Genomic DNA, 22,265 nt, shown 5'->3' on the forward strand with positions numbered 1-22,265 from the left:
CCGTGGAAGAACTCTCCCGAACCGGCTTCGAACGGGTCGTCGTCGACCGGGATGCGGCAGGCGCGGCACGCTCGATCGTCGTGGTGCACGACACGCGTCTCGGCCCGGCGCTCGGCGGCGTGCGCGTGCGCCCCTATCCCAGCGAGGACGAGGCCGTCTCCGAATGCCTCGCCCTCGCCCGAGCCATGACGGTCAAAGCCGCCGCGGCAGGGCTGGACTTGGGCGGCGGCTGGAGCATCATCCCCGCGGATGTCTCGGACAAGACACCGGAACGGCTACTGGCTCACGGCCGGGCGATTGCCACGTTCGGGGGACGGTTCATCCCGGTGAACGACATCGGCACCGATCAAGCCGACCTGCGCAAGATCGGCGAAGTGACCTCGCCTGTGTGCGCACAGGGCGATCCTTCGCCGTGGACAGCTCTGGGTGTGTCGGCCGGAATCAAGGCATGCACTCGTTTCTCCGGACATGCCGACCTGAGAGGCCTGCGAATCGGTGTGCAGGGCGCGGGCAATGTGGGAAGCGCATTGGTCCGTCTACTCGTCCAGGACGGCGCGGAGGTTCTGGTGAGCGATGTGGTCGAGGAGCGCGCCACCGCACTCGCCGCGGAGACCGGTGTGACGGTGGTTGATCCCGGCGAGTTGCCGACCAGCGAATTGGACGTCTTCGCGCCCTGTGCGCTGGGCGAGGTGATCACCCCGGACACAGTGGACGACCTGCGGTGCCGGATCATCGCCGGTGGGGCCAACAATGTGCTCGCGTCCTCGGATCTGGCAGGTCGACTGCGCGAACGGGGCATCGTCTACGCGCCGGACTTCTGCGTGAACTCGGGTGGCGTCATCTTTTTGCAGGCGCAGATCCTGAGCCACACCGAAGAAGCAGCGCGCAAGCAAGTCCTCAAGGTCGGGGATGTCATCTCGGATCTGCTGGAACGCTCGGAAAGTCGCGGTATCACGACCACTCAGGCCGCGGACGAACTCGCGCAAGCGCGACTCGACGAGGCATAAGGGATTCGAGTCTGCGCCAGCAGCGAAGGCACATGCGGCGGAACCAGTGCAGCTCAGCGAAAGTGCTTTCGAGAACCCAGCGGTGGACGCCGAGACCGGCGAAGCGCTCGCTCGTGCCTTGCCGCCGGACAGCTCGACGCGTATGCGCATGGTGGGGCTGGGCGCGCCACCTGAACCATTCACCCCCACGACGAAGTCCCGGTCTCCCCCGCTTCCGGGGTTTTCGTCGTGTCACGGGCATCACGGTATGAGGTTCAGGGGTGGGCACTCTCGCATTGCCGAAGCCACTTTTCCCGTAGTCACACGCCCACACCTCTCGCCGCCGGACCCATCGCAGCCAACGCTGCCACCTACCCCGACGTGCCTGCGATCGACCAGCGTCGTCACGGCGAGGAGGAAAGCCCGATGGGAGCACGCGGAGCGCAGCCGACAGCACTCAAGGTGCTGCACGGCGACCGCCCGGACCGGATCAACCACGCCGAGCCGATCCCGCCCGAGAACGAGGTCACCCCACCCCTGCCCGCCCGTCGATGCGGCCTCAGGCAACGAAATCGGGGCTCCGGCACCGCAACTGTCGCCGGCCGGTGTCGAGCGTGATGCCGTAGCTACCGGCGAAAGCATCGTCGGCGGCGATCACATGCCCATACGCACGCCTCTTCAACATGCGGGATGGCGTCACTGTGGTCACGACTGTGCCGCCAGCCCGACGACCGGGTCAGCGGTCGTCGGACCGTGGGCGATCCGGAGCCCGAGGATTGGCCGTCACCGCCGGGGACAGGCTCAACTGTGTCGAGCGGGATCGGCAAACGCCGCCAGCCCTGTGCGCCAGGCGCTGTCGAGGTCCGCGTCGGGCGGGAAACGGCCGTCGAGTTCGAGGATGACCATGCCGTGGGCGAACGCCCAGACAGCACGTGCCCGGTTCATGTCGCCGCCGACAGCGCGCATCAGCGGCAGCGCGGTCGCTTCCTCGGCCCCGGGCGGCAGCAGGTGGCGAGGGAGGGGGCCGGAGTTCATCAGCCGGTAGAGATGGGGATGCGCGAGCGCGTAGGCACGGTAGGCCGCCGCGAGCGCGACCAAGGAGTCGGCTCGTGCCAGCGCGCTCGCCAGCTCCCGCATGGCGAGCGTGATGACCTGCGCTTCAACCGCACCCTTGTCCGGGAAGTGCTTGTAGAGCGACGGAGCGCGGATGCCCAGCCGGTCGCCGAGCGCCCGCATGGTCAGCGCCGCGGAGCCGCCTTCGTCGATCAGCACGCGTGCTGCGTCGACGATCTGCCCGGTCCGCTCACGCACGCCGGCTCCCGTCATGCTCACGCAGGCCGTAACCGAACGCCCGATCCAACGCGATATGCGCCAGCCAGCCGAGCCCCGCTGTGAACAACGGTACCCAATCCCCCAGTCCACCGGCGCTGTAGACGACCAAGACGGCCAGCGGAATCCATGGTCGATGCATGACGTTGTAGTAGGGCACGGCTTTCGGCGACAGCTTGCCTTTGCCGGCAACGCCGGCGCCGATGAGCATCGTCAGGTCGGGTGCGATCAGCAACAGGAGCGCGGCGACCAGCGCCGAACCGCCGTGGTTGATCACCTCGAGCACGATGAAAGCCAGTAGGAACGCCGCCAGAGCGGCCCATGCCACCCGCTTCGCGACCTGACGGGCGGGTGTGACAACGACAGACATGGAACCCCCAGTTGACGGCTAACGTTGTTAGCTTGAGTTTAAGGCTAACGCCGTTAGCCGTCAACTTGCCCAAGACTTCCGGCAGCTGAGCCGAGGGGACGCGTATGCATGCTCGCCCTGGACCGACATCCACCTCTGTCGTGTTGAGGACGTTTCGCCGGCTCGCAGGCGGATCGCTCCCGGCGCGGCTCAGTCGCCCGGAGCGATCCAGCTTGCGTGGTCACCGGGTTGTGCCGATGGTGGGCATCCCGAGGTCGATCTGGCGGGTGATGGGGTGATCCGCAGCGCGTCGGCGCGCTTGTCGCGCAAGCACTGAATGGTGCGCGCAATCCCCTCGATCTCACCCAGCCGGCCCTCGGACGCCGCGCGCTTTCCGGTGGCGGGTCGGACGTCTCGTTCGAGGTCTTGTCACAGGGTGCCGGACTCGATCAGGTCCTCGATCGCCTGTCGTAGCCAGGCGTTGAAGTCCGGGAACCGGTGCCCGCGCTGCTCCCAGCCGCGGGTCGCGCCCACATGCACGATCGCGACGTCACCGCGGTCGAGATCCCAGCAGGCCCAGTCGTCGTTGTCCTGCCGTCTGGCGAACATCACCAGGCGCCGATGTGGATACGACTTCGCCAGTATCGCGTTGCTGCGTCGGAGCAGGTCGCCTTCGACGATCCACCACGGCTCAAGGTCGGTGAGCCCCAATTCGACAACGCGAACGAATTCCGGCGGGTAGTCGAATCCGTCGGGCAGGTCGTCGACAGACAGGAGGTCAGCCACTTCCGGTCCCCGTCTTCTGTAGCCACTCCTCGAGGGAGGCATAGTCGGCCGCTGTCAGGCCGTGACGGGGATCGATCCGATGCAGCAGAGCAGATCCGTGATGGTGTGCGGACACCCAAGCCCGATCGGTGTCGGTGATCTCGTCATCCACCCAGGCGAAGGGGCGCCCCGCGGCCCAGTCGACGAGGCCACGAGTCTTCCAATGCAGACCGTTGCGTTCGTCCTGCTCGTCGACGCCGGATGGCTCCGGCCAGATCACGACTGCCAACCGCGGCAGCCCGATCCGTGGTGCGATGCACTCATTGGCGTCGTGCATCCATGTGGTGGCCCAGACCAGTTCACACGGCAGTGCCGCCAGGCGAGGGCCGTGCTCGGGGTTGATTCTGCTCAGCAGCGGGTTCGAGCCGTTCTGCTGTGGATCTGGCGTTGTCCGGTAGGTCGGATACTGTCGCGGCGCGAGACCGAACGGGATGAGCGGCCCGTCAACGTCAAGGAAGAGCAGCGGACGCTGTCCAGAACCACCGGTCACAGGCCACACAGTAGCGGCTTTCACCCGACGGGCGGGCTCGATCAGAACGAACTCCGCGGGCGTGGCGACCGAGCCGCCATCGAAGCCGATAATCGCTGGGCGTTGGTTCACCGCCTCCTGCATGACGACACCGTCACCATCCATGACCGAGTCGCCGGTCTGCTCCTGTTCGGACAGCCACTGTCAAATCGTCCACGGCGAAGGGAACCCCGGATCGTGCTGGGCAGGTCGAGGCTGCTGTGAGGTCAGGATTTGCGGGTGGCGATCCGAAGGAACAGCAGGCCGACCAGGATCGCCACCGCTGAACTGATCGTGGCTAGTGGCACGTCGTGCGCGGTGCTCACCCCGGCGATGCCGCCGATGATCAATGCCACGGCGATGGCGAGCGCGATGACACGCTGGGACTTCGAACGGGTTTCGGACATGTCGGATCTCCTCGTGTTTCGCAGGTTCAGTGCAGCGATGACCAGAAGCCGCACTGGTGCGCGGCGGCCGGGTCTACTGTGGATGGACGATCGGTGTCGGCGGTGAACTCGTGCACCTTCGGCGTGGCCGGGTCCCACGCCGGCCATTGGCCGGCAGTTCTCGTGTCACCAGGGTTTCCGGTGCGCGCGAACGTCGACCAGGCGGCGATCATCCGTTCGGCCAGTTGCCGCTGGGCCGCCGTCAGCGGATACGTCGAACCGTCCAGGCGCACCGGCTTTCCTTTGACGTCGAACAAGTAGAACAGTTCGGAGGCGTGCGAGGCGCCGGGCTGGAACGTCGGCGGCACCGGGATCAGTGGCGGCGCGGTGGGGTCGGCGAAGCGGTAGCCGAACACCGGGCCGCGCGCCGCGAGCGCGGTGTCGGTCTGCTGCTGCGGGCAGGCGAATCCGGAGTCGGTGTAGGCCGCGGCCCAGGCCAATCCCGGCGTCGGGTAATCACGCAGCGGGTACTGCTGCTGGACCGCGGCCGCGTCCGCGCCGAATCCCTTGGCCAGCAGTTCCGGGTACTGCGCGGCAGTGATCGGTTTGCCGAGCAGTTCGTAGACGCCGGCGACCATGCGCTGCTCGTCCGCGGTGTTCCCGGACAGTACCGGCACGTCAGGCGCCTGTTTCAGCCCGTCCCGTGGATCGACCGGCAGCGTCGTGCCGCCCACTGTGGCCGCGGTCGCCGTCCCGGCTTGGGTGAGCAGCTTGTCCACCGGCAGGGCGCGCAGGCAGCCGAGCTGGTCACCGCCGGGCGGGCAGCCGAGCGTGGCCGCGGCCTGCGCACTGCTGCGTTCGGCCTGCGCCTTCGGCCGCCAGAACGCGCCGAACGCCGGGCTCTCCGGACCGGACGCGTTCGCCGCGAGCGTGGTGTGGCACGAGCCGCTCTGCAGAATCGCCTTGCTGAACAAGCCTTTCGCGGCGGGCGAGGTGAGCTGACCGCATATCGCGACCGCGCCGCCGGACTGGCCGAACAGCGTGATGTTGCCCGGATCGCCGCCGAACGCCGCCGCGTTGCGCCTCAGCCAGGCGAGCGCCGCCTGCTGGTCCTGCAGGCCGTAACTGCCACCGTCGGTCATCCCCGACAGCGCCAGGTTGCCGAAGATGTTCAACCGGAAGTCGAGGGTCGCCACCACCACATCGCCCTGGACGGCAAGCCTGCGCGGGTCGTACTCGGTGCCGGCGCCGCTGCTGAAACCGCCGCCATGCAACCAGACAAGCACCGGTTTCCGGACCGTGGCCGAGTTCGCCGGCACGGTGATGTCGAGGTAGAGGCAGTCCTCGGCGGTGCTGCCCTCCGGCGGATTGCCCACTTGCGCGCACGGCGGGCCCGGGGTGGACGCCTCGCGCACCCCGTCCCACGGGCGCACCGGTTTCGGCGGCGCCCAGCGCAGCGGACCGGTCGGCGGTTCGGCGTAGGGCACGCCCCGGAACCGGACGATGTCGTTGTCCCGCACACCGCGCAGTTCCCCGGAACCGGTGTGTATGTGCGTCGGATCGGCCGCCGCCTCGTTCGTGCAGGCCGTCGATCCGACCGTGGTCACGGCAAGCAGCAGGGCAGTGGCGAGCCTGCGACGGGTGGTCACGCGGCGCATGGAGATCGGCCTTCCGGTCGGGATCGGGAACACCGCGCAAGCTATGTCACCTGTAGTCGGCGCCGCGACTCGCGGACGACCAGTCCTGGCGGATCGTTCGTCGGAATCCGTGCGACGAAAGTCAGCCCGGTCGCGACGAACGTCCACACCTCGGCCCGGCCCGACTGCGGCCGGGCCGAACCGGGCCTACCATCCCGGGGTGGCCACGACGGACGAATCCGGCCGGCCGGTGCGCGACGCCCGGCGTGAGCGGTACCTGCTGATCATCACCGCGCTGCTCGCGCTGCTCGGCACCGGGTTCGCCGCGGCCGTGCTCGGCGAACCGTGGCCGGGCCTCGCGGCGCCACTGGGCATCGGGCTGGCCGGGCAACTGCTCGCGTCGGCACTCGTGGCGGGCCTGCCCGCGCGCCCCGATCTCGGCCTCGGCGCCGTGGTGCTCGTGGCGTCGCTGCTGCGGTTGATTCCCTCGCCGTGGCAGCATCTGCTGGCCGAGCAGGCGGTGCCGTGGGTACCCGTCGCACTGGCCTGGGCGACCGTGCGGGTCGTCGAATGCGCACGGACGCCGCGGCAGCTCCGGATTTCCGCCGCGATCGCCGTCGCACACGTGGCACTCGCCGGCGTGCTCGACGGGCTGGACGGCACCCCGGGCTCGGCCGGGACAGCGGTGCTCGGGGCCGCCACACCACTGCTGGGCGGGCTGGCCGCGAGCCTCGCCGTCCGGTTGCGCCGGGCCCGGCGGGACCGGGTCGCCGCCCTGGCGCGCGAACGGGAAGCACTGGCCTACCGGGCCAGGGCCGACGAACGACAACGGCTGGCGGCCGATCTGCACGACACCCTCGGTCACTTACTGACGCTGTTGGTGTTGCACGCCAACGCGTTGACCGTCAGCAGCAAGGAAGCCGAGACCCGCTCGGCCGCGGAACGGATGAGCGGACTCGGCAACGCGGGACTGGACGAACTGCGGAACATCCTCGCACTGCTCGACGCACCAGCCGGTCCGGCATCGGTGCGGCCGGGCAACCGACCGGCCGACGATTCGCCGGAGACGCTCGTCGCCAGGGCGGTGGAAGCCGGGCAGCGGGTGGAGTTGCGCCGCGAGGGGGAGCAACCGGAACTGCCACCGGCGACCGCGAGCACCGTGTCCAGGGTCGTCCAGGAAGGACTGACCAATGCGCGCAAACACGCGCCGGGCAGCGAAGTCCGGGTCACCCTGGCCACCGACGACGACGTGCTGCGGGTGACCATCCGCAATGGACCAGGAACGGCCGAGGGTAGCGGCACCGGTTCCGGGCGGGGCATCGAGGCGATGCGCAGGCGGGTCGGCATGCTCGGCGGTAGCTGCGAGAATGCCGCCGAATCCGGCGGCGGCTACGCTGTGCGGGTGATCCTGCCCCTCGACGGGGCGGCCCGTACGGACATCCGGGATGGTACGTGGACCGAGCCGACGCAGTAGAGCTGACTGCCGATGACGTCGTGCATGTCGTCGTGGTCGACGACGAGCCCATGGTCGGTGAGTTCCTGCGCACGATTCTGTCCGACACCGGCCGGATCGTCGTGGACGCGGTGGCCTATGACGGTGCCGCGGGCACGGAGGCCGTCGTCCGGTACCAGCCCGACGTCGTGCTGATGGACCTGCGGATGCCGCAGGTGGACGGGATCGCGGCCACCGCGGAGATCCGCGGCCTGCCGCAACCGCCGGCGGTGCTGGCGATGACCACAGTGGACACCGACGAACACGTGCTGGCCGCGCTCGATGCCGGGGCGAGCGGGTTCATCCTGAAGACCACACCACCGAGCAGGCTGGTCCCGCTCGTGCTGGCCGCCGCGGCCGGTGCCTCGGTGCTCTCCCCCGAAGCGCTGCAACGGCTGCGCGACAACAGCAATGCCGCCAGCACCAAAAAACCCGAGCCGGATCCACGGCTCGACGCGCTCAGCGACCGCGAACGCGAAGTGCTCGCCCTACTCGGCGAAGGACTGACCAATGCGGACATCGCCGCCCGGCTGTACCTGAGCGAGGGCACCGTGAAAGGCAACGTATCCCGGCTGATGACACTGCTGGACTGCCAGAACCGCACCCAGCTCGCACTGCACGTCGTACGCAACAGAGATTGACCTGCACTCCTTGTCAGTCCTTCAGGTGTCTTGGCCGACCCCCGGCTGGGATGCCGTGCGCGTCGAGCTCCGCGGTCGGCAGGGGTCGGCACCCGCAGGTTCTTCGCCGGCCGAGGGACCTTGGTGAACCGGCCGGTGTGGTAGGCCCGGCGACCGCGCCGGAGCGGGACCGGCACGGTGAGCCCGGCTCGGCCAGGCAGCGCGGGCACGGGTGCCGCTCGACCTCGTCAGCGTCGGACAGCACGATCGTCTCGGTGTGCGCCATGCCCGAATCGAGAAGAATTCCGGCCTGCGGAGGTCGCGTGGCCCGTTCTCGGAAACGACCGGTCATGAGGCGAGGCAACGACGATGAAGGGCAGCACGGGAGGTCGGTGAAGGTATCCGTGTTCGGGGCAGGCATGGATCGGCGATTGGCGCGACGATGGAGTGGTGACCAAGACAGGAGTGCATGATCTCGGCGGATTTCTGCGGAGCCGGCGCGAACGCCTCACGCCGGAGGAGGCCGGCATCGGGCCCGGCGCCACTCGTCGGCGCGTCCCCGGGCTGCGCAGGGAGGAGTTGGCTGAGCTCGCCGGGGTCAGTGTCGGCTACTACACTCGACTCGAGCAGGGGGTCAGCGTCAGCGCTTCCGGCGCTGTCATCGACGCGCTGGCCGCTGCGTTGCGGCTCGATCCGGCCGAGCACGAACATTTGCGGATCCTTGCCGCACCGAGACGGCCGACTCGCCCTCGTTCCCGCAGGAGCAGGCTGAGGCCCTCGGTCCGTGACTTGCTCGCTGCCATCCCCGGCACACCGGCGATCGTGATCGATCATCGCGCCGATGTTCTCGCGTGGAACGACCTCGGGCACGACCTGCTGGCCGGTCACGTCGATTTCGACGCGCCGGACATGCGGACAAGGCCCAACATCGCCCGAATGCTGTTCCTCGATCCGCATCACCGCGCGTTGTATCGCGACTGGCACGGCAAAGCGCAGGTCACAGTCGCGGCCCTGCATCAGGCGGTCGCACGGCACCCGGCCGATCCGGAGCTGGAACAGCTCATCGGTCAACTCGCCGCCGACAGCCCGGAGTTCGCGCGGATGTGGGCGCGACGTCCGGTCCGGACCTGCTCCTACTACCTGCGTGAACTCGATCATCCTGCCGTCGGGCGCCTGACCCTGGCGAACGAAACGGTCACGTTGCCTGACGATGACCAGCAGATCGGGCTGTTCTACGCACGTCCTGGCACCCCTGACGCCGACGCACTCACCTTACTGGCACAGAGCCTCGAACGACGCCGCGTCCCGAAGACCCCATCTCGGAAGGAGAACACGCGATGAGGATCGTCGTCGTCGGCGGAGCGGGCACCATCGGACGACGATTGGTCCCCGCACTGCGCTCCCGGAATCACGACGTCGTCGTAGCCGGACGCACCTCGGGCGACGTCCACGTCGACCTGACCTCACCCGCGACGATCGAAGCCATGTATCACGAAGTCGGCCTGGTCGACGGCGTCGTGAGTATCGCTGCGCACGGCGCCCTCGACGAGTTCGAGGCGCTGACCTCGGAGGCGCTGTACGAGAACATGCGGGCCAAGTTCTTCGGGCAAGTCGATCTGGTTCTGACCGGCCAGCACCACTGCGCCGATGGAGCCTCCTTCACGCTGACCTCCGGCATCTTCGCCGACCAAGCATGGCCACACGTCACCGGCGGTGGCGTCATCAGCGGTGCCCTGCACAGCTTCACCTTGTCGGCCGCGATCGAGCTGCCGCGACGTATGCGGATCAACGTGGTCAGCCCCACGATGATCGGCGACTCTGCCGACACCTTCGCCGAACACTTTCCCGGCATGCGCCCAGTGGCCATGGACGAACTCGTCGATCACTACCTGGACTGCATCGAAGGCGGCAGCACCGGCCGTGTCATCCGTGCATACGGATGATCGCGCTACTCGCGTCGGATCTCGCAGCCTGGTCCAAGGCTGGCCACGACGACGGCGACGAACCGGTTCATCCGGCCTTCCCGGCCTCGATCGCCCCGACGGACTCCTCCCTCGGCTCGCGGCTGACGTAGGTCGATGCCTCCAGGCCGTTGCCCAGGGGGACCTCCACGGAGAAGAACCCGTTCGCGCTGTCACGCACGTGATCCAGGTATGGCCGTGCCTGTACGCCGAACCGGCGCGTGGAGTTCGCGTAGATCTGCGCACCGGGCCGTAACGCGGGCCGCAGAACGGTGAGCGCGTCCAGGTACGAACCCACCCAGCCGTCCAGGTACACCAAGTCGACCTGCTCGCCGAAGCCCTTCAGGCTCGTCACGGCGTCTCCCAGCAGGAGCCGTACGTGGGAGTGGAGGCCGGCCGCGGTGAAGTTCCAGGTCGCGTCCCTGGCCTTGCGTGGGTCGATCTCCGAGGTGAAGACGGTCCCGTGCCCGTTGTCCCGCAGGGCCGCGGCGATGTGCAGGGTGGAAAACCCGTATGAGGTGCCGAGTTCGACCACCACGTCCGGTTTGATCGATCGGACCGCCGAGTACAACAGCAGTCCGATCTCCGGCGGTGACGCGAAGGCACCGTCCCGGTAGACCTCAAGGACGTCACCCAGGTCCGGTTGCGCGTCCGTACCACGCAGCAGCCGGTCCAGCGCCGGCTCATCCCCCGAGTTCCATCCGTTCCGGTCACCGATCCGGTCGAGCACGCGCCGCACCTTGGCCTCGTCGAGAGCCGTCCCGCCGTTGCGCATCCGCTGTCCTTTCAGCCGTCAGGGTCAGTTGTCCGCGAGGAGCCGCATCGGCTCCTCCACGCAGTCGGCCACGTAGCGAAGGAATCCGCCCGCCACGGCGCCGTCGCACACCCGGTGGTCGAAGGTGAGGCCGAGCTGCACCAGATCGCGCAGTTCGATCCCGCCGTCGTGGCCCCACGGCCGGGCCACGACGCGGCCCACGCCGAGCATCGCCGCCTCCGGGTGGTTGAGCAGCGGCGAGGCACCGTCCACTCCGAACACTCCGTAGTTGTTGAGGGTGAACGTCCCGCCCGACATCTCGGCGAGCGACAGCTCACCCGTGCGGGCGCGATCGACCAGCCGGGCCATCTCGGCCGCGAGCTCGGCGGTGTTCAGTTCCTGCGCGTCGCGCACCACCGGGACCACCAGTCCGTCCCGGCCCTGTGCGGCGAACCCGAGGTGCACGGCCCTGTGCAGGACCAACTCGCCGCGTTCGGCGTCCACAGTGGAATTGAGATCGGGATATCTCGTCAGCGCGGTGACGCAGACGCGGCCGAGCAGGGCCGACAAGCCGATCGGCCGGGCATCGGTGCTGATCCGCCGCCTCGCCGTGCGCAGCTCCGTCGCGTCGGCGTCCACCCAGCAGGTCGCGGCCGGGATCTCGCCGTGGCTGCGGGTGAACCGGTCGGCGGCGGTCTTGCGGCGGCCGCGGATCGGGACGCGCTGGGCCCCGTCGTCCGCCGCGGGCCGGGTGGCGGCGACGACGTCCGCGCGCACGATCAGTCCTGCGGGCCCACTGCCGCGCAGCTTGGTGAGGTCGACGCCGTGGTCCTTGGCCAGCCGCCGCACCACCGGTGAGGCCACCGCGACGGCGCCGCGCGCCGGGGCCGCCGCGGTACCGCCGCGAGTGGCGGGCTCCCGGCCGCCGAACAGGTCACGCCGGTTCCGCGTCGAGCGCCGGGTGGTGCCGTAACCGACGAGGACCGGGCCCGAGCCGGGATCGGCCGCGACCGGGGCTTCCTCGTCTTCGCCCGCCACCACCAGCAGCGGTTTCCCGATGGGGAGTGTCTCGCCTTCTGCCGCGCAGAGCGCCGTGACGATGCCGCCATGCGGGCTCGGCACCTCGACGGTCGCCTTCGCGGTCTCGACCTCGGCGACCGGCTGGTCCACGGCGATCAGGTCGCCGACAGCGACGAGCCACCGGACGACGGTGGCCTCGATCAGGCCTTCACCGAGGTCAGGGAGCAGGAATTCACGCGCCGGCAAGGGAGACACCTCCCGGACGGCCGTCCCACTGCAGGCGCGCGAGGGCGTCGAGCACGCGGTCCACACTCGGCAGGTGGTGGCTCTCGAGCTTGGGCGGCGGGTACGGGATGTCGAACCCGGTCACCCGCAGCACCGGCGCTTCCAGCTGGTGGAAACAGCGCTCGGTGATCCGGGCGGCGATCTCCGCGCCCACTCCGCCGAAGCCGGTCGCCTCGTGCACGACCACCGCGCGGCCGGTCCGGCGCACCACTTCGCAGATCGTCTCGTCGTCCAGCGGGACGAGGCTCCGCAGGTCGAGCACGGCGACGTCCAGTCCCAGCGGTTCGGCCGCCTCCGCGGTTTCGAGACAGACCTCGAGGCTCGGCCCATACGTGATGAGCACGGCGTCCCGGCCGGGGCGGCGCACGACCGCGCGGCCGATGGGCGGCACGTCGAGGGTGCGGCGGAAGGGCTGCTTGCCCCAGTACAACCGTTTCGGCTCGAGGAACACGACCGGGTCATCACTGGCGATCGCTTGCCGCAGCAGGCCGTAGGCGTCATCGACGGTGGCCGGGGTGACGACGTGCAGCCCCGGGGTGTGCGTGTAGTACGCCTCGGAGGAATCGCTGTGGTGCTCGACGCCGCCGATGCCGCCGCCGTAGGGCACCCGGACGGTGAGCGGCAGCGAAACCGCACCCCTGGTCCGGTTGCGCATCTTGGCGGCGTGTCCGACGAGCTGCTCGAAGGCCGGGTGGGCGAACGCGTCGAACTGCATCTCGACGACCGGACGGGCGCCGTAGAGGCACATGCCGATGGCGCTGCCGAGGATCCCTGCCTCCGCGAGCGGCGTGTCGGTGCACCGGTCCTCCCCGAATTCGGCGGTCAGGCCGTCGGTCACCCGGAACACGCCGCCGAGCGCACCGACGTCCTCCCCCAGCACGTGCACGGACCGATCCGCCGCCATGCTGTCGCGCAGGGCGGCGTTGAGCGCACGGGCCATGCTTTCTTCGACGTCCCCGGGAGCGGGCCGTACCCGGGGACTCGTCTGGACACTGGTCACGGCGGGCAATTCCCTTCCACGTCATCGGAGAGCTCGGCGAGCAGGAATTCCCGCTGTTCGAGCAGCTGGGGGGTCGGTTCGGCGTAGACGTGGTCGAACAGGCCGAGCGGGGCGACGGCGGGCTCGACGTGCATCCGCGTTCGCAGGTCGGCCGCCATCCGCTCGGCCGCGGCGCGGGCCTCTTCGATCGTCCCGGTGTCGAGCCTGCCGGTCTCCCGCAGATGACGTTCGAGTCTGTCCAGCGGGTCGCGTTCACGCCACGCCTCCACTTCGGCGGTGGAGCGATACCGCGTCGCGTCGTCGGCGTTGGTGTGTGCGTCGACGCGGTAGGTCAGCGCCTCGACCAGCGTCGGGCCGCCACCGTCGCGGGCGCGGTCGACGGCTTCGGTGAGCACGCCCAGCATCGCCGGCGCGTCGTTGCCGTCGACGAGCACACCCCGGACGCCGTAGCCGACGGCCTTGTGCGCGAGTGTCGGCGCCGCGGTCTGCTTGGCGAGCGGGACGGAAATGGCGTATCCGTTGTTCTGTACCAGGAACACGACCGGCGCACCCCAGACCCCGGCGAAGTTCAGCGCCTCGTGGAAGTCACCTTCGCTGGTGCCGCCGTCCCCGACCAGCGCCATCGCGACGACGTCGTCCCCGGCGACCCGCGCGGCGTGCGCCAGGCCGACCGCGTGCGGCAGGTGGGTGGCCAGCGGGGTGCACAGCGGCGCGACCCGGGTGGCGTGCGGGTCGTAACCGGTGTGCCAGTCGCCCCGCAGCAGCGTCAAAGTCTGCACCGGGTCGACCCCTCGCAGGACGACCGAAAGCGTGTCCCGGTAGGTCGGGAACAGCCAGTCCTGAGTGGACAGTGCCAGTGCGGCGGCCACCTGGCAGGCCTCCTGCCCGGTGGACGAGGGGTACACCGCCAGCCTGCCCTGCTTCACCAGCGCGGTCGCTTGCTCGTTGTACCGGCGTCCGAGCACGAGTTCGCGGTAGAGGCGCAGCAAGTCCTCCGGATCGAGATCCGCCGCGGCGGGAGTGCCCAGCACGCGCACCGGATCGTTGCCGGGCAGCAGCGCCGTGGCGTCGGGCCGGACGAGGGCGGTGTCTTCGGTGAGCGTCATCCCGCCACCGCTTCCCGGCGGCCGACGAGGACGCGGGTCCGCAAGGTCAGGACGTCTTCGCCGTCCGCGCCCGCGGCGGCCACCAGCAGGTGCACCACACCGGTGTCCGGGCGGCGCGGATGGCCGACCGCCTGCTCGACCTCGGCGCGGACGGCGAGCACGTCACCGGCGAACACCGGCCGCAGGTACCGCACCTCGTCCAGACCGTAGGAGCCCCGGCAGGTCGAGTCGGCGAGCAGCTGCGAGACGTACAGCCTGGTCGCGTGCGCGGTGGTGTGGTTCCCGCTCGCCACCAGCTTGCCGAACGGGCCGGCACTCGCCGCCGCTTCGTCGATGTGGAAGGGCATCGGGTCCCATTGCCTGGCGTAGCCGATGATCTCCTCTTCGGTCATCGCGACCTGGCCGAGCTGGTGCTCGTCACCGGTCACGAAGTCCTCGAAACAGCGCATGCCGTTCTCCTTCCCTCCGCGGCCCGGTCCTCGAACACCATCGCGAGTTCGAGGGCCAGATGCAGGGACTGGTCGTGGTTGAGCCGCGGATCGCACGCGGATTCGTAGCGGGTGCCCAGGTCGTCGAACCCGATGCCCGAGCTGCCGACGCATTCGGTCACGTCTTCGCCGGTGAGCTCCAGGTGCAGGCCACCCGCGTGGGTTCCCAGCTCGTGGTGGACCGCGAAGAAGCCCCGCACCTCGCGCAGGATGTCGTCGAAGTGGCGGGTCTTGTGGCCATCGGGTGCGGTGATCGTGTTGCCGTGCATCGGATCGCAGATCCAGATCGCCGGGGACCCGCTGTCGCGGACCCGCTCCACCAGCGGCGGCAACAGGTCGCGGACCCGGTCGGCGCCCAAGCGGGCGATGAAGGTGAGCCGACCCGGCTCCCGATCCGGGTCGAGCCGTTCGGCGAGCGCCAGCGCCTCTTCCGGCCGCACCGCCGGCCCCAGCTTGACCGCGACGGGGTTGCGCACCCGGGCCGCGAACGCCACGTGGGCGCCATCGGGCTGACGGGTGCGTTCGCCGATCCACAGGAGATGGCCCGAGCTGCCGTAGTCGTCACCGGTGCGGGGGTCGGTGCGCACCAGGGCCGTCTCGTAGTTCAGCAGCAGCGCCTCGTGGCTGCTGTAGAAGTCCGGCGCGCGCAGATCGCTGTCCGCCCCGGCGTATCCGGCGAGGAACCGCAGTGCCATCGAAATCTTCTCGATCAACTCCTGGTGCCGCTCGTTGCGCGGGCCGCGGGCGGCCATCTCCCGGATCTGCTCGTGCAGCGCCGTCAGGTCGATGCCGTCGTGTCCGATCAGCGCGCTGATCTCGTCGAGGGTGTCGGCCGAGGAGCGGTACGTGCGCAGCAGCCGGTACGGATCGATCCGGCGCGCGTCCTCGGTGAATTCGACGTCGTTGACCGCGTCGCCCAGGTAGGACGGCAACGTCACGCCGTCGCGGGTCTCGACCGGCCGGGATCGCGGTTTCGCGTACTGACCGGCGATCCGGCCCACCTGCACGACTCCGAGCCCGGAGGCGCAGGCCAGGATGACGGCCATCTCCCGCAGGCAGCGCAGCTTGCCCCGCACCGAGGCAGGTGTCGTCTTGGCGAACGTCTCGGCGCAGTCACCGCCCTGCAGCAGCATCGCGCGGCCGGACGCCACGTCGGCGAGGCGGTCACGCAGCCGGTCGCACTCCCGAGGCGCGACAAGCGGCGGATAGCCGGCCAGTTCGGTCTCGACCGCCACGATGTCGGGGCCGGTGGGCCAGTCCGGCTGGTGCGGCGCGCGCTCGGCGCGCCACGTCGGCAACACGGTCATGTTCGTGTCCTTCCGGGCTCGGTGCCGCGGCAGAGCCGCAGGAGGGTTTCGGCCAGGGCGCCACCGGTGCCGCCCAGCGCGTCGCGATAGCGCCCGATGACGACCTCTTCACGCCCTTCGGCGATCCGCGCGCCACCGGTCTTCGTCCGCCGCTGCTGAATGCTGCGGGAAATCTCCAGCCGCTGCCGCAGCAGCGCGATGATGGACCGGTCGAGCTGGTCGATCCGGGCCCGGTCGGCCCGGAAGTCCAGAGTTCCTTGCTGCTCGGGCATTGCGTGCTCCTATCTGCCGCGGTAGCTGTGGAGGGTGACGTGGACCGGTTCGGCGCCGTCCGATCCGGCGAAAGTGCGGCGGCCGGGCTCTTCCCAGGCGGCGGGCTCGGTTTCGCGCAGGCTCGCCAGGCTCCGCCGTGCGAGGTCCTGATAGGTGCGGGTCCCGTTGGCCTTCCAGTCGATCTCGGCGTCCGTCAGCTCGCGCAGCACCTTCGCCGGGCTGCCCGCGATCAGGGAGCGCGCGGGCACCCGGGTTTCCGCCTTGACGAAACTCATCGCCCCGACGAACGACTGGTCCTCGACGATGACTCCGTCCATCAGGACGCTGTTCATTCCCACCAGCACGTCCCGGCCGACCTGGCACCCGTGCAGCACGGTGCCGTGGCCCACGTGCCCGTTCTCGCCGACCACCGTGACCGAACCGGGGAAGCAGTGCACGACACAGCCGTCTTGGATGTTCGCCCCGGTACGGACCTCGATCCGGCCGAAGTCACCGCGCAGGCTGGCCAGCGGGCCGATGTAGCAGCGGGGGCCGATCAGGACGTCGCCGATGAGGACCGCGTCCGGGTGCACGAACGCCTCCGGGTCGATGACCGGGACCACTCCGTCGATCTCGTAGACGCGAGCCATCTGCCGCGTTCCTTTCGTTCCGGGGTCAGACGCCGAGACCGAGTTCGGCTTCGGCGTCGAAACCGTGGATCCAGGCGACGTTGTCCGCGAGGTGGGTGAGCCGCTCGTCGCGCTTCAGCGCCTCCGGCCCGTCGGGGACCTGGAAGCATTCGCCGTTGGTCCGCGAGCCGATTTGCAGCTGCCGAGACCTGGGCTTGCGCAGCGCTTCGTACCGGCGCAGGGCTTCGGCGATCCCGGCCGGTTCACGGACGCCGGCGAGCCGGCCCGCCAGCACGACCGCGTCCTCGATCGCCTGATTCGCGCCCTGTCCGTGGTGCGGCAGCATCGCGTGGGCGGCGTCGCCGAGCAGCGTGACCCGCGAAGTGCTCCAGCGGGATAGCGGTTCACGGTCGTACAGCGCCCATTTGCCGATACTCCGTGCCCCGGCGAGGATCGACGTGACCACGGTGTTCCAGCCGTCGAACGCCGCCACCGCCTCGCCGACGTCGCCGCGCGTGACCCAGGATTCCCGTCTCCAGTGCCGGTCGGGAACCACGCCGAGGAAGTTGATCAGCCGCCCGCCGCTGACCGGGTAGCAGATGAAGTGCCGCCCCGGTCCAGGGAACAACCAGAGCGCGGGCTTCCGCGGATCGAAACCCGGACCAGGTGGGAGGTGGTCGATCGGGGTGAGCCCGCGCAGGCCGCTGGTACCGGAGAACGTCGCCTCCTGCGGACCCCACAGGGCCTCCCGCAACGCGGAGTGCACGCCGTCGGCCCCGATGACGATGTCCGCCCGCGTGGTGACACCGTTGTCGAAGGCCAGCTCCACGCCATCGGCGTCCTCGGTGACCGAAACGCATTTGTGGCCCAGGTGCAGGGCACCGTCGGCGAACCCGTCCAGCAGCAACCGGTGCAGGTGGCCGCGGTGCACCGTGTAGTACGGCGAGCCGAATCTGCCGGTGTAGTGGTCACCGAGCTCGTGGGAGCAGAACACTTCGCCACCGGCCCACCGGTGGAACTGCGCGTGTGACGGCAGCACGGCGTCGGCGCGCAAGGCGTCACCCAAGCCGAGACGCTCCAGCAGCCTGCTGGCGTTGGCGCCGATCGCCACCCCCGCGCCGACCTCGGCGAACTCCTCGGCCTGGTCGTAAAGCGTCGGCTCGAGGCCTTGGCGGCGCAGGGCGACCGCGGCGGCGAGCCCGCCGATGCCGGCACCCACCACGGCGACCCGCGGGGACGCCTGCGCCGCGATCACCGGGCGGCCGCGGAGTTTTCCAGCACCGTGGCCAAGGTCTGCTTGGCGCGGCGCTGTTCCTTGTCGTCGATGACGCCGAGGTCGATCGCGGCGAAGTCGATCCTGGTCACCGCGGCGGGACGGCCCGCCTGTTCGATGACGACCTCGTGGGAGAACACCAGCTGCTCGGGCTTGTCCAGGTCGGCCTGCAGCACGGTGAGGCGAAGGGTGGCGCCGACCGGGAACAGGAAGTTCTTGAACGTCGTGTTCATCGCGTTGATGACGAGGTAGTAGCGGCGGCCGGGGGTCCGGCTGAGGAAGAACCGCTCGGTCACCGCCACGAACATCTGGCGCGCGGCCTCGACCGCCACCATCCCCTGCACGTGTGGCCGGGTCTGCGCGTCGACCACCAGCTCGTTGTCGTTGTGCAGCCGGAGATCGGCGGTGAAGACCTCGGGGGTCTCCTCGGTGAGGTTGGCCACCAGGACGTTGTGCGCCTGGCCCTTGTGCAGCTCGTGCCGGTCGGCGATGACCTCTTCCGACCGCAGGAGGCTCACCTCGGACTTCTCGACGCCTCGCCGCGTCAGCGCGGCCAGCAGATAGGTGCCGGAATAGTCGTCGATCCCCTGCCCTATCAGGATTCGCAGCGGCCACGGCCCTTGGTCGAATTCGCCTCCCCCGATCGCGGCGACGAGTTCGCTCAGCGACCAGGCGCCGACCGACTCGGCGAAATCGCGGAAGCGGTCCCCTACGACACAGATGACACGGGACGACCCGGTTTCGGACATCGCGGATACCTCCAGGTGGCTGCCGTCAGCGCGGCAGATCGGAAAACGGGGCGTGATAGGCGCCGCGGTGGAACACCAGCGGCGGCGCCGGGGTGGTGTCGAGCCCGACGACCGAGCCGATCACCAGGACGTGGTCTCCGAGCTCGACACAGCGGTAGAGCTCGCATTCGATCGTCGCGGGACTGCCGTCCAGCACCGGGCAGCCGGTCTCGGGGCCGGAGTGCCAGGCGCCGACTTCGGCCAGTGGCGGCCGGCTTCCGTACGGGCGGCTCAGCGCCTTGGCCACCTCGGCCGTGCCGGACCCCAGGATCGAGGCGGCCCAGACCCCGGACCGGCGCAGGCGGTTGAGGAAGGTCGAGTCCTGCCGCAGGTAGAGCGAGACCAGCGGCGGGTCGAGCGAGACGGAGGTGAAGCTGTTCACCACGACCGCGTCCTCGGCCTCCCCCGGTCTGCCGTGCACCAGGGTGGACACGACGCAGATTCCGGTCACCAGCTCGCTCATCACCGTGCGCAGGCGGTCCCGGCCGTCGGCCGATGCGGTCACGACGGGTCACCTCCCGCGCAGCGCCGGGCTCTGGGGCCCGTGCAGATGCGGCAGCTTCCAGCCGTCGACGTCGTACTCCGACAGGCAGGAGTCGACCAGGCCGATGTACTCGTCGAACTTGCCGGTGGCCTGCTGGGCCTGCAGCGCCTCGAACCGGATCTGCTCGTGGTTACCGGCGTAGTTCATCTCGTACAGCTCGTGCCTGCCGCCGAACTCGGTGCCGACCGCGTCCCAGATGAGCTTCATCAGCTTCACCCGCTCCTGCGCGGGAACGCCCCGGCCGCGGATGTACTTGTCGAGGTATGGGCGCAGCTCGGGCACTCCCCAGTCCGCGGCGTCGGAGTTGTTGTAGATCAGCGCGCTGCCGAGGTCCTTGAAGAAGGTCTTCTTGATCTTCGGGTACACGCTGGTGGCCAGCACCCGGAAGGCCATCGCGGTCTCGCCGTTGGGGGCGAGCGTGCCGTCGGGCCAGGGCGTCGGGTTGTGCACCATCGAATCGATGAGGCCCCAGAACACGCTGCGGTAGGACAGGACCTCGCCGAGCCGCCCCTGCACACCGCGGTAGTCGAGGGTGCCGGTGGTGTCGAGGCCCTTGGCCAGCAGGCCGGTGAGGAAGTCGAGCTTCACCGCGAACCGGACGCAGGCGTGCAGCATCGCGCGGTAGAAGAAGCCGGAGCCGACGAAGAAGTTGTTGGCCTTCTCGACGTCGTAGCAGAACACGTCCTCCCAGGGCACGAGGACCTGGTCGAACACGAGGATCCCGTCGTTCTCGTCGAACCGGCTGCTCAGCGGCTGGTCGAACGGGGTGCTGGTGGCCGAGGCGACCTGCTCGTAGGACCGGCGCGAGATGATCTTCAGCCCGGATGCGTTCATCGGCACGATGAAGAACGCCGAGAACTCCTTGCCGTTCTCCGGGATCCGCGCGTAACTGCCGACGAAGATGTGCTGGGTCACGGCCGCGCCGGTGCCCACCACCTTCGCCCCGGACACGACGAGGCCGGCGTCGGTCTCGCGGTCGACGGTGAGGTAGACGTCTTTGTGCTCGGTCATCCCCCGGTGGCGGTCGATCGGCGGATTGACGATCCCGTGGCCGATGAACATCACCTTTTCCTGGGCCTTGCGGTACCAGTTGGCGGCGTTGTCCTCGAACGGCGCGTAGTGGTCGCCGTTGGACCCCAGTGTGGACAGGAACGCCGCCTTGAAGTCCGGCGTGCGGCCCATCCAGCCGTAGGTCATCCGCGACCACTCGGTCATCGCCTCGACGCCCGCCTGCAGGTCCTCGACCGTCCGCGGTGCCTTGAAGTAGGGATGGGTGAAGCCACCGTTGCCGGTGTCGGTCGGTACGATCAGCTTCTTGCTGGTGGCCGGATCGTGCAACGAGTCGTAGAGCCGCGCGATGGAACCGGCGTTGTTCCGGAACGCCGGGTGCGCGGTGACGTCCTCGACGCGCTCACCGCCGATCCAGACCTCACGCCCGTCCTTCAGGCTGTCCAGGTACTCGGCACCGGTGTAAGGAAGTTCCACGGATCCGGGTCGCGAAGTCGTCATCGTCCACCTAGTTTTCGTCTCATTCGTCCGTCCGCTACAGCGTCTCCGGCCCCGGCCCGGTCCAGTACCCGCCTTTTGGTACTAGCCGTTAAGAAGTATGGCGAACGGGGCCGTGAATACCCGGACGAAAGGTGGGCGCATTCCCGTGACTGCGACTCCGCGCGCACCACGGCATTCTTACCCACGGAAAGATTCGGATAACCGGAGGCGAACCGGGTGTTCAGCCCACCATTTCCCGATGGCAGACGTCGCGGAACTGGTGGCGCAGCCAGCGGTGGGCCGGGTCCGCGTCCATCCGGGGGTGCCAGGCCTGGGAGATCGCGACCGGCGCGCTGATCGGGAGGTCGACCTCGGCGAGGCCGAACCGGCCGATGGCCGAGCGGAGCAGCCTCGACGGCACGACCGCGACGAAGTCCGACGCCGAGGCCACTTCGAGGGCCACGTAAAACGACGCCACCACCAGGCTCACCCGGCGGTTCAGGCCTTCACGCTGCAGAAGGCCGTCCAGCGGGCCGTGGGTCCGCCCACGGCGCGAGACGTTGACGTGCGGGTAGGCCGAGACCTGTTCGAGGGTGGCTTCACCGGTTACCAGTGGATGACCCTTCCGCACCGCGATCACGAATCTGTCGTCGAACAGCCACTCGACCCGGACTTCGGGGCCGAGATGCCCGATCATCCCGATGTCGAGGTCGATTTCCCCGTCGCGCAACGGGTCGACGTCCTCCCCGCCCTCGGCCGTGAACCGCAGCACCGCGTTCGGCGCGCTCTCGCCGAACCGTTTCACCAACGGGCCGACCACCGCCGACGCCAAGCCGTCACTGGCGCGGACCACGAACGTGCGGGTCATCGAGAACATCTCGAGCGGGTCCTTCGGGCGTAGCAGCTCCGATGCCTCCTCGACCAAGCCGCGAACCCGATCGCGCAGGGCCAGCGCGTGCGGAGTGGGCACGAGCCGGCGACCCGCCCGCACGAGAATCGGGTCGCCGAGCTCGAGCCGTATCCGCGACAGCGACCGGCTGACCGAAGGCGCGCTGAGTCCCAGCTTCTTCGCCGCGCCGGTCACACTGCATTCCTCCAGCAGCGCGTCGAGAACGACGAGCGTATTGAGGTTCAGGGCCTTCATCTCGCCAGTTTATCCAGCGAACCGCGCCGCGAAACGAACTTTTCGGAAAACCAGGGCCGTCCCGGCCGCCCGAAAAGGCAGATACTTGAAAACT

The 22,265-nt window shown here is 69.3% G+C and carries 24 protein-coding genes; 5 read left to right on the top strand and 19 right to left on the bottom strand.

Annotated elements, in window-relative coordinates; translation table 11 throughout:
• Positions 1–2 precede the first annotated feature (2 nt).
• On the top strand, positions 3–1,007 hold the full coding sequence (locus P3102_RS19360; protein ID WP_276371254.1) for a Glu/Leu/Phe/Val dehydrogenase dimerization domain-containing protein: 1,005 nt from the start codon (positions 3–5) through the stop codon (positions 1,005–1,007).
• A 780-nt stretch (positions 1,008–1,787) separates the two neighbouring features.
• Here the strand turns inward: P3102_RS19360 and P3102_RS19365 are convergent.
• The 6 genes from P3102_RS19365 to P3102_RS19390 form a co-directional block, all read right to left on the bottom strand.
• Positions 1,788–2,297, bottom strand: a complete 510-nt coding sequence (locus tag P3102_RS19365) for a TetR/AcrR family transcriptional regulator (RefSeq protein ID WP_276360580.1) — start codon at positions 2,295–2,297, stop codon at positions 1,788–1,790.
• On the bottom strand, positions 2,290–2,685 hold the full coding sequence (locus P3102_RS19370; protein WP_276360582.1) for a DUF4260 family protein: 396 nt from the start codon (positions 2,683–2,685) through the stop codon (positions 2,290–2,292). The genes P3102_RS19365 and P3102_RS19370 overlap by 8 nt, the downstream gene beginning before the upstream one ends.
• 408 nt (positions 2,686–3,093) lie before the next feature.
• Positions 3,094–3,450 carry a hypothetical protein gene (locus P3102_RS19375; RefSeq protein ID WP_276360584.1) on the bottom strand — a complete coding sequence of 119 codons (357 nt, stop codon included), beginning with the start codon at positions 3,448–3,450 and terminating at the stop codon, positions 3,094–3,096.
• A complete protein-coding gene (locus P3102_RS19380) occupies positions 3,443–4,102 on the bottom strand; it encodes an HAD domain-containing protein (protein ID WP_276360586.1) in 660 nt (219 codons plus the stop codon). The genes P3102_RS19375 and P3102_RS19380 overlap by 8 nt, the downstream gene beginning before the upstream one ends.
• Before the next feature lie 122 nt (positions 4,103–4,224).
• Positions 4,225–4,404 carry a hypothetical protein gene (locus P3102_RS19385; protein WP_276360587.1) on the bottom strand — a complete coding sequence of 60 codons (180 nt, stop codon included), beginning with the start codon at positions 4,402–4,404 and terminating at the stop codon, positions 4,225–4,227.
• A 26-nt stretch (positions 4,405–4,430) separates the two neighbouring features.
• Positions 4,431–6,032: a carboxylesterase family protein gene (locus P3102_RS19390; protein WP_276360589.1), complete on the bottom strand. Its 1,602-nt coding sequence runs from the start codon at positions 6,030–6,032 to the stop codon at positions 4,431–4,433.
• Positions 6,033–6,240: 208 nt separating this feature from the next.
• On the opposite strand from P3102_RS19390, the gene P3102_RS19395 reads away from it, so the two are divergent.
• The 4 genes from P3102_RS19395 (at position 6,241) to P3102_RS19410 (ending at position 10,075) form a co-directional block, all read left to right on the top strand.
• Positions 6,241–7,494, top strand: a complete 1,254-nt coding sequence (locus tag P3102_RS19395) for a histidine kinase (RefSeq protein WP_276360590.1) — start codon at positions 6,241–6,243, stop codon at positions 7,492–7,494.
• Entirely contained in the window at positions 7,473–8,153 is a 681-nt protein-coding gene (locus tag P3102_RS19400; RefSeq protein ID WP_276360592.1) for a response regulator transcription factor, read from the top strand. The genes P3102_RS19395 and P3102_RS19400 overlap by 22 nt, the downstream gene beginning before the upstream one ends.
• Before the next feature lie 429 nt (positions 8,154–8,582).
• Entirely contained in the window at positions 8,583–9,473 is an 891-nt protein-coding gene (locus tag P3102_RS19405; protein ID WP_276360593.1) for a helix-turn-helix transcriptional regulator, read from the top strand.
• Complete coding sequence (locus tag P3102_RS19410; protein ID WP_276360595.1) at positions 9,470–10,075, top strand: short chain dehydrogenase; 606 nt, start codon at positions 9,470–9,472, stop codon at positions 10,073–10,075. Before P3102_RS19405 ends, P3102_RS19410 begins: the two co-directional genes overlap by 4 nt.
• Before the next feature lie 67 nt (positions 10,076–10,142).
• Here P3102_RS19410 and P3102_RS19415 read toward each other — a convergent pair whose 3' ends face one another.
• The 13 genes from P3102_RS19415 to P3102_RS19475 form a co-directional block, all read right to left on the bottom strand.
• The gene (locus tag P3102_RS19415; protein WP_276360596.1) at positions 10,143–10,868 is read right to left on the bottom strand and encodes a class I SAM-dependent methyltransferase; all 726 of its coding nucleotides are present in this window, start codon (positions 10,866–10,868) and stop codon (positions 10,143–10,145) included.
• Positions 10,869–10,892: 24 nt separating this feature from the next.
• On the bottom strand, positions 10,893–12,113 hold the full coding sequence (locus P3102_RS19420) for a dihydrolipoamide acetyltransferase family protein (protein WP_276360598.1): 1,221 nt from the start codon (positions 12,111–12,113) through the stop codon (positions 10,893–10,895).
• Positions 12,100–13,092, bottom strand: coding sequence for an alpha-ketoacid dehydrogenase subunit beta (locus P3102_RS19425; protein WP_276371256.1), 993 nt, complete (start codon positions 13,090–13,092; stop codon positions 12,100–12,102). Before P3102_RS19425 ends, P3102_RS19420 begins: the two co-directional genes overlap by 14 nt.
• A gap of 56 nt (positions 13,093–13,148) precedes the next feature.
• Entirely contained in the window at positions 13,149–14,258 is a 1,110-nt protein-coding gene (gene pdhA, locus P3102_RS19430; RefSeq protein WP_276360599.1) for a pyruvate dehydrogenase (acetyl-transferring) E1 component subunit alpha, read from the bottom strand.
• Entirely contained in the window at positions 14,255–14,707 is a 453-nt protein-coding gene (locus P3102_RS19435; protein ID WP_276360600.1) for a MaoC/PaaZ C-terminal domain-containing protein, read from the bottom strand. Before P3102_RS19435 ends, pdhA begins: the two co-directional genes overlap by 4 nt.
• Positions 14,683–16,053, bottom strand: a complete 1,371-nt coding sequence (locus tag P3102_RS19440) for a 3-deoxy-7-phosphoheptulonate synthase class II (RefSeq protein WP_276360602.1) — start codon at positions 16,051–16,053, stop codon at positions 14,683–14,685. Before P3102_RS19440 ends, P3102_RS19435 begins: the two co-directional genes overlap by 25 nt.
• Positions 16,050–16,325: a chorismate mutase gene (locus P3102_RS19445; protein WP_276360604.1), complete on the bottom strand. Its 276-nt coding sequence runs from the start codon at positions 16,323–16,325 to the stop codon at positions 16,050–16,052. Before P3102_RS19445 ends, P3102_RS19440 begins: the two co-directional genes overlap by 4 nt.
• A 9-nt stretch (positions 16,326–16,334) precedes the next feature.
• Positions 16,335–16,955 (bottom strand): transferase hexapeptide repeat family protein, encoded by a 621-nt coding sequence (locus P3102_RS19450; RefSeq protein ID WP_276360605.1) that lies wholly within the window; start codon positions 16,953–16,955, stop codon positions 16,335–16,337.
• 25 nt (positions 16,956–16,980) lie between these two features.
• Positions 16,981–18,189, bottom strand: a complete 1,209-nt coding sequence (locus tag P3102_RS19455; RefSeq protein WP_276360607.1) for an FAD-dependent monooxygenase — start codon at positions 18,187–18,189, stop codon at positions 16,981–16,983.
• Positions 18,186–18,956, bottom strand: coding sequence for an AfsA-related hotdog domain-containing protein (locus P3102_RS19460; protein WP_276360609.1), 771 nt, complete (start codon positions 18,954–18,956; stop codon positions 18,186–18,188). The genes P3102_RS19455 and P3102_RS19460 overlap by 4 nt, the downstream gene beginning before the upstream one ends.
• A gap of 25 nt (positions 18,957–18,981) precedes the next feature.
• On the bottom strand, positions 18,982–19,500 hold the full coding sequence (locus tag P3102_RS19465) for a flavin reductase family protein (protein WP_276360611.1): 519 nt from the start codon (positions 19,498–19,500) through the stop codon (positions 18,982–18,984).
• A gap of 6 nt (positions 19,501–19,506) precedes the next feature.
• A complete protein-coding gene (locus P3102_RS19470) occupies positions 19,507–21,048 on the bottom strand; it encodes a 4-hydroxyphenylacetate 3-hydroxylase N-terminal domain-containing protein (protein WP_276360612.1) in 1,542 nt (513 codons plus the stop codon).
• Between the two features lie 220 nt (positions 21,049–21,268).
• Entirely contained in the window at positions 21,269–22,171 is a 903-nt protein-coding gene (locus P3102_RS19475; protein ID WP_276360614.1) for a LysR family transcriptional regulator, read from the bottom strand.
• Positions 22,172–22,265: the final 94 nt, after the last annotated feature.

It is taken from the genome of Amycolatopsis sp. QT-25 (assembly GCF_029369745.1).
Classification (GTDB): Bacteria; Actinomycetota; Actinomycetes; order Mycobacteriales; family Pseudonocardiaceae; genus Amycolatopsis.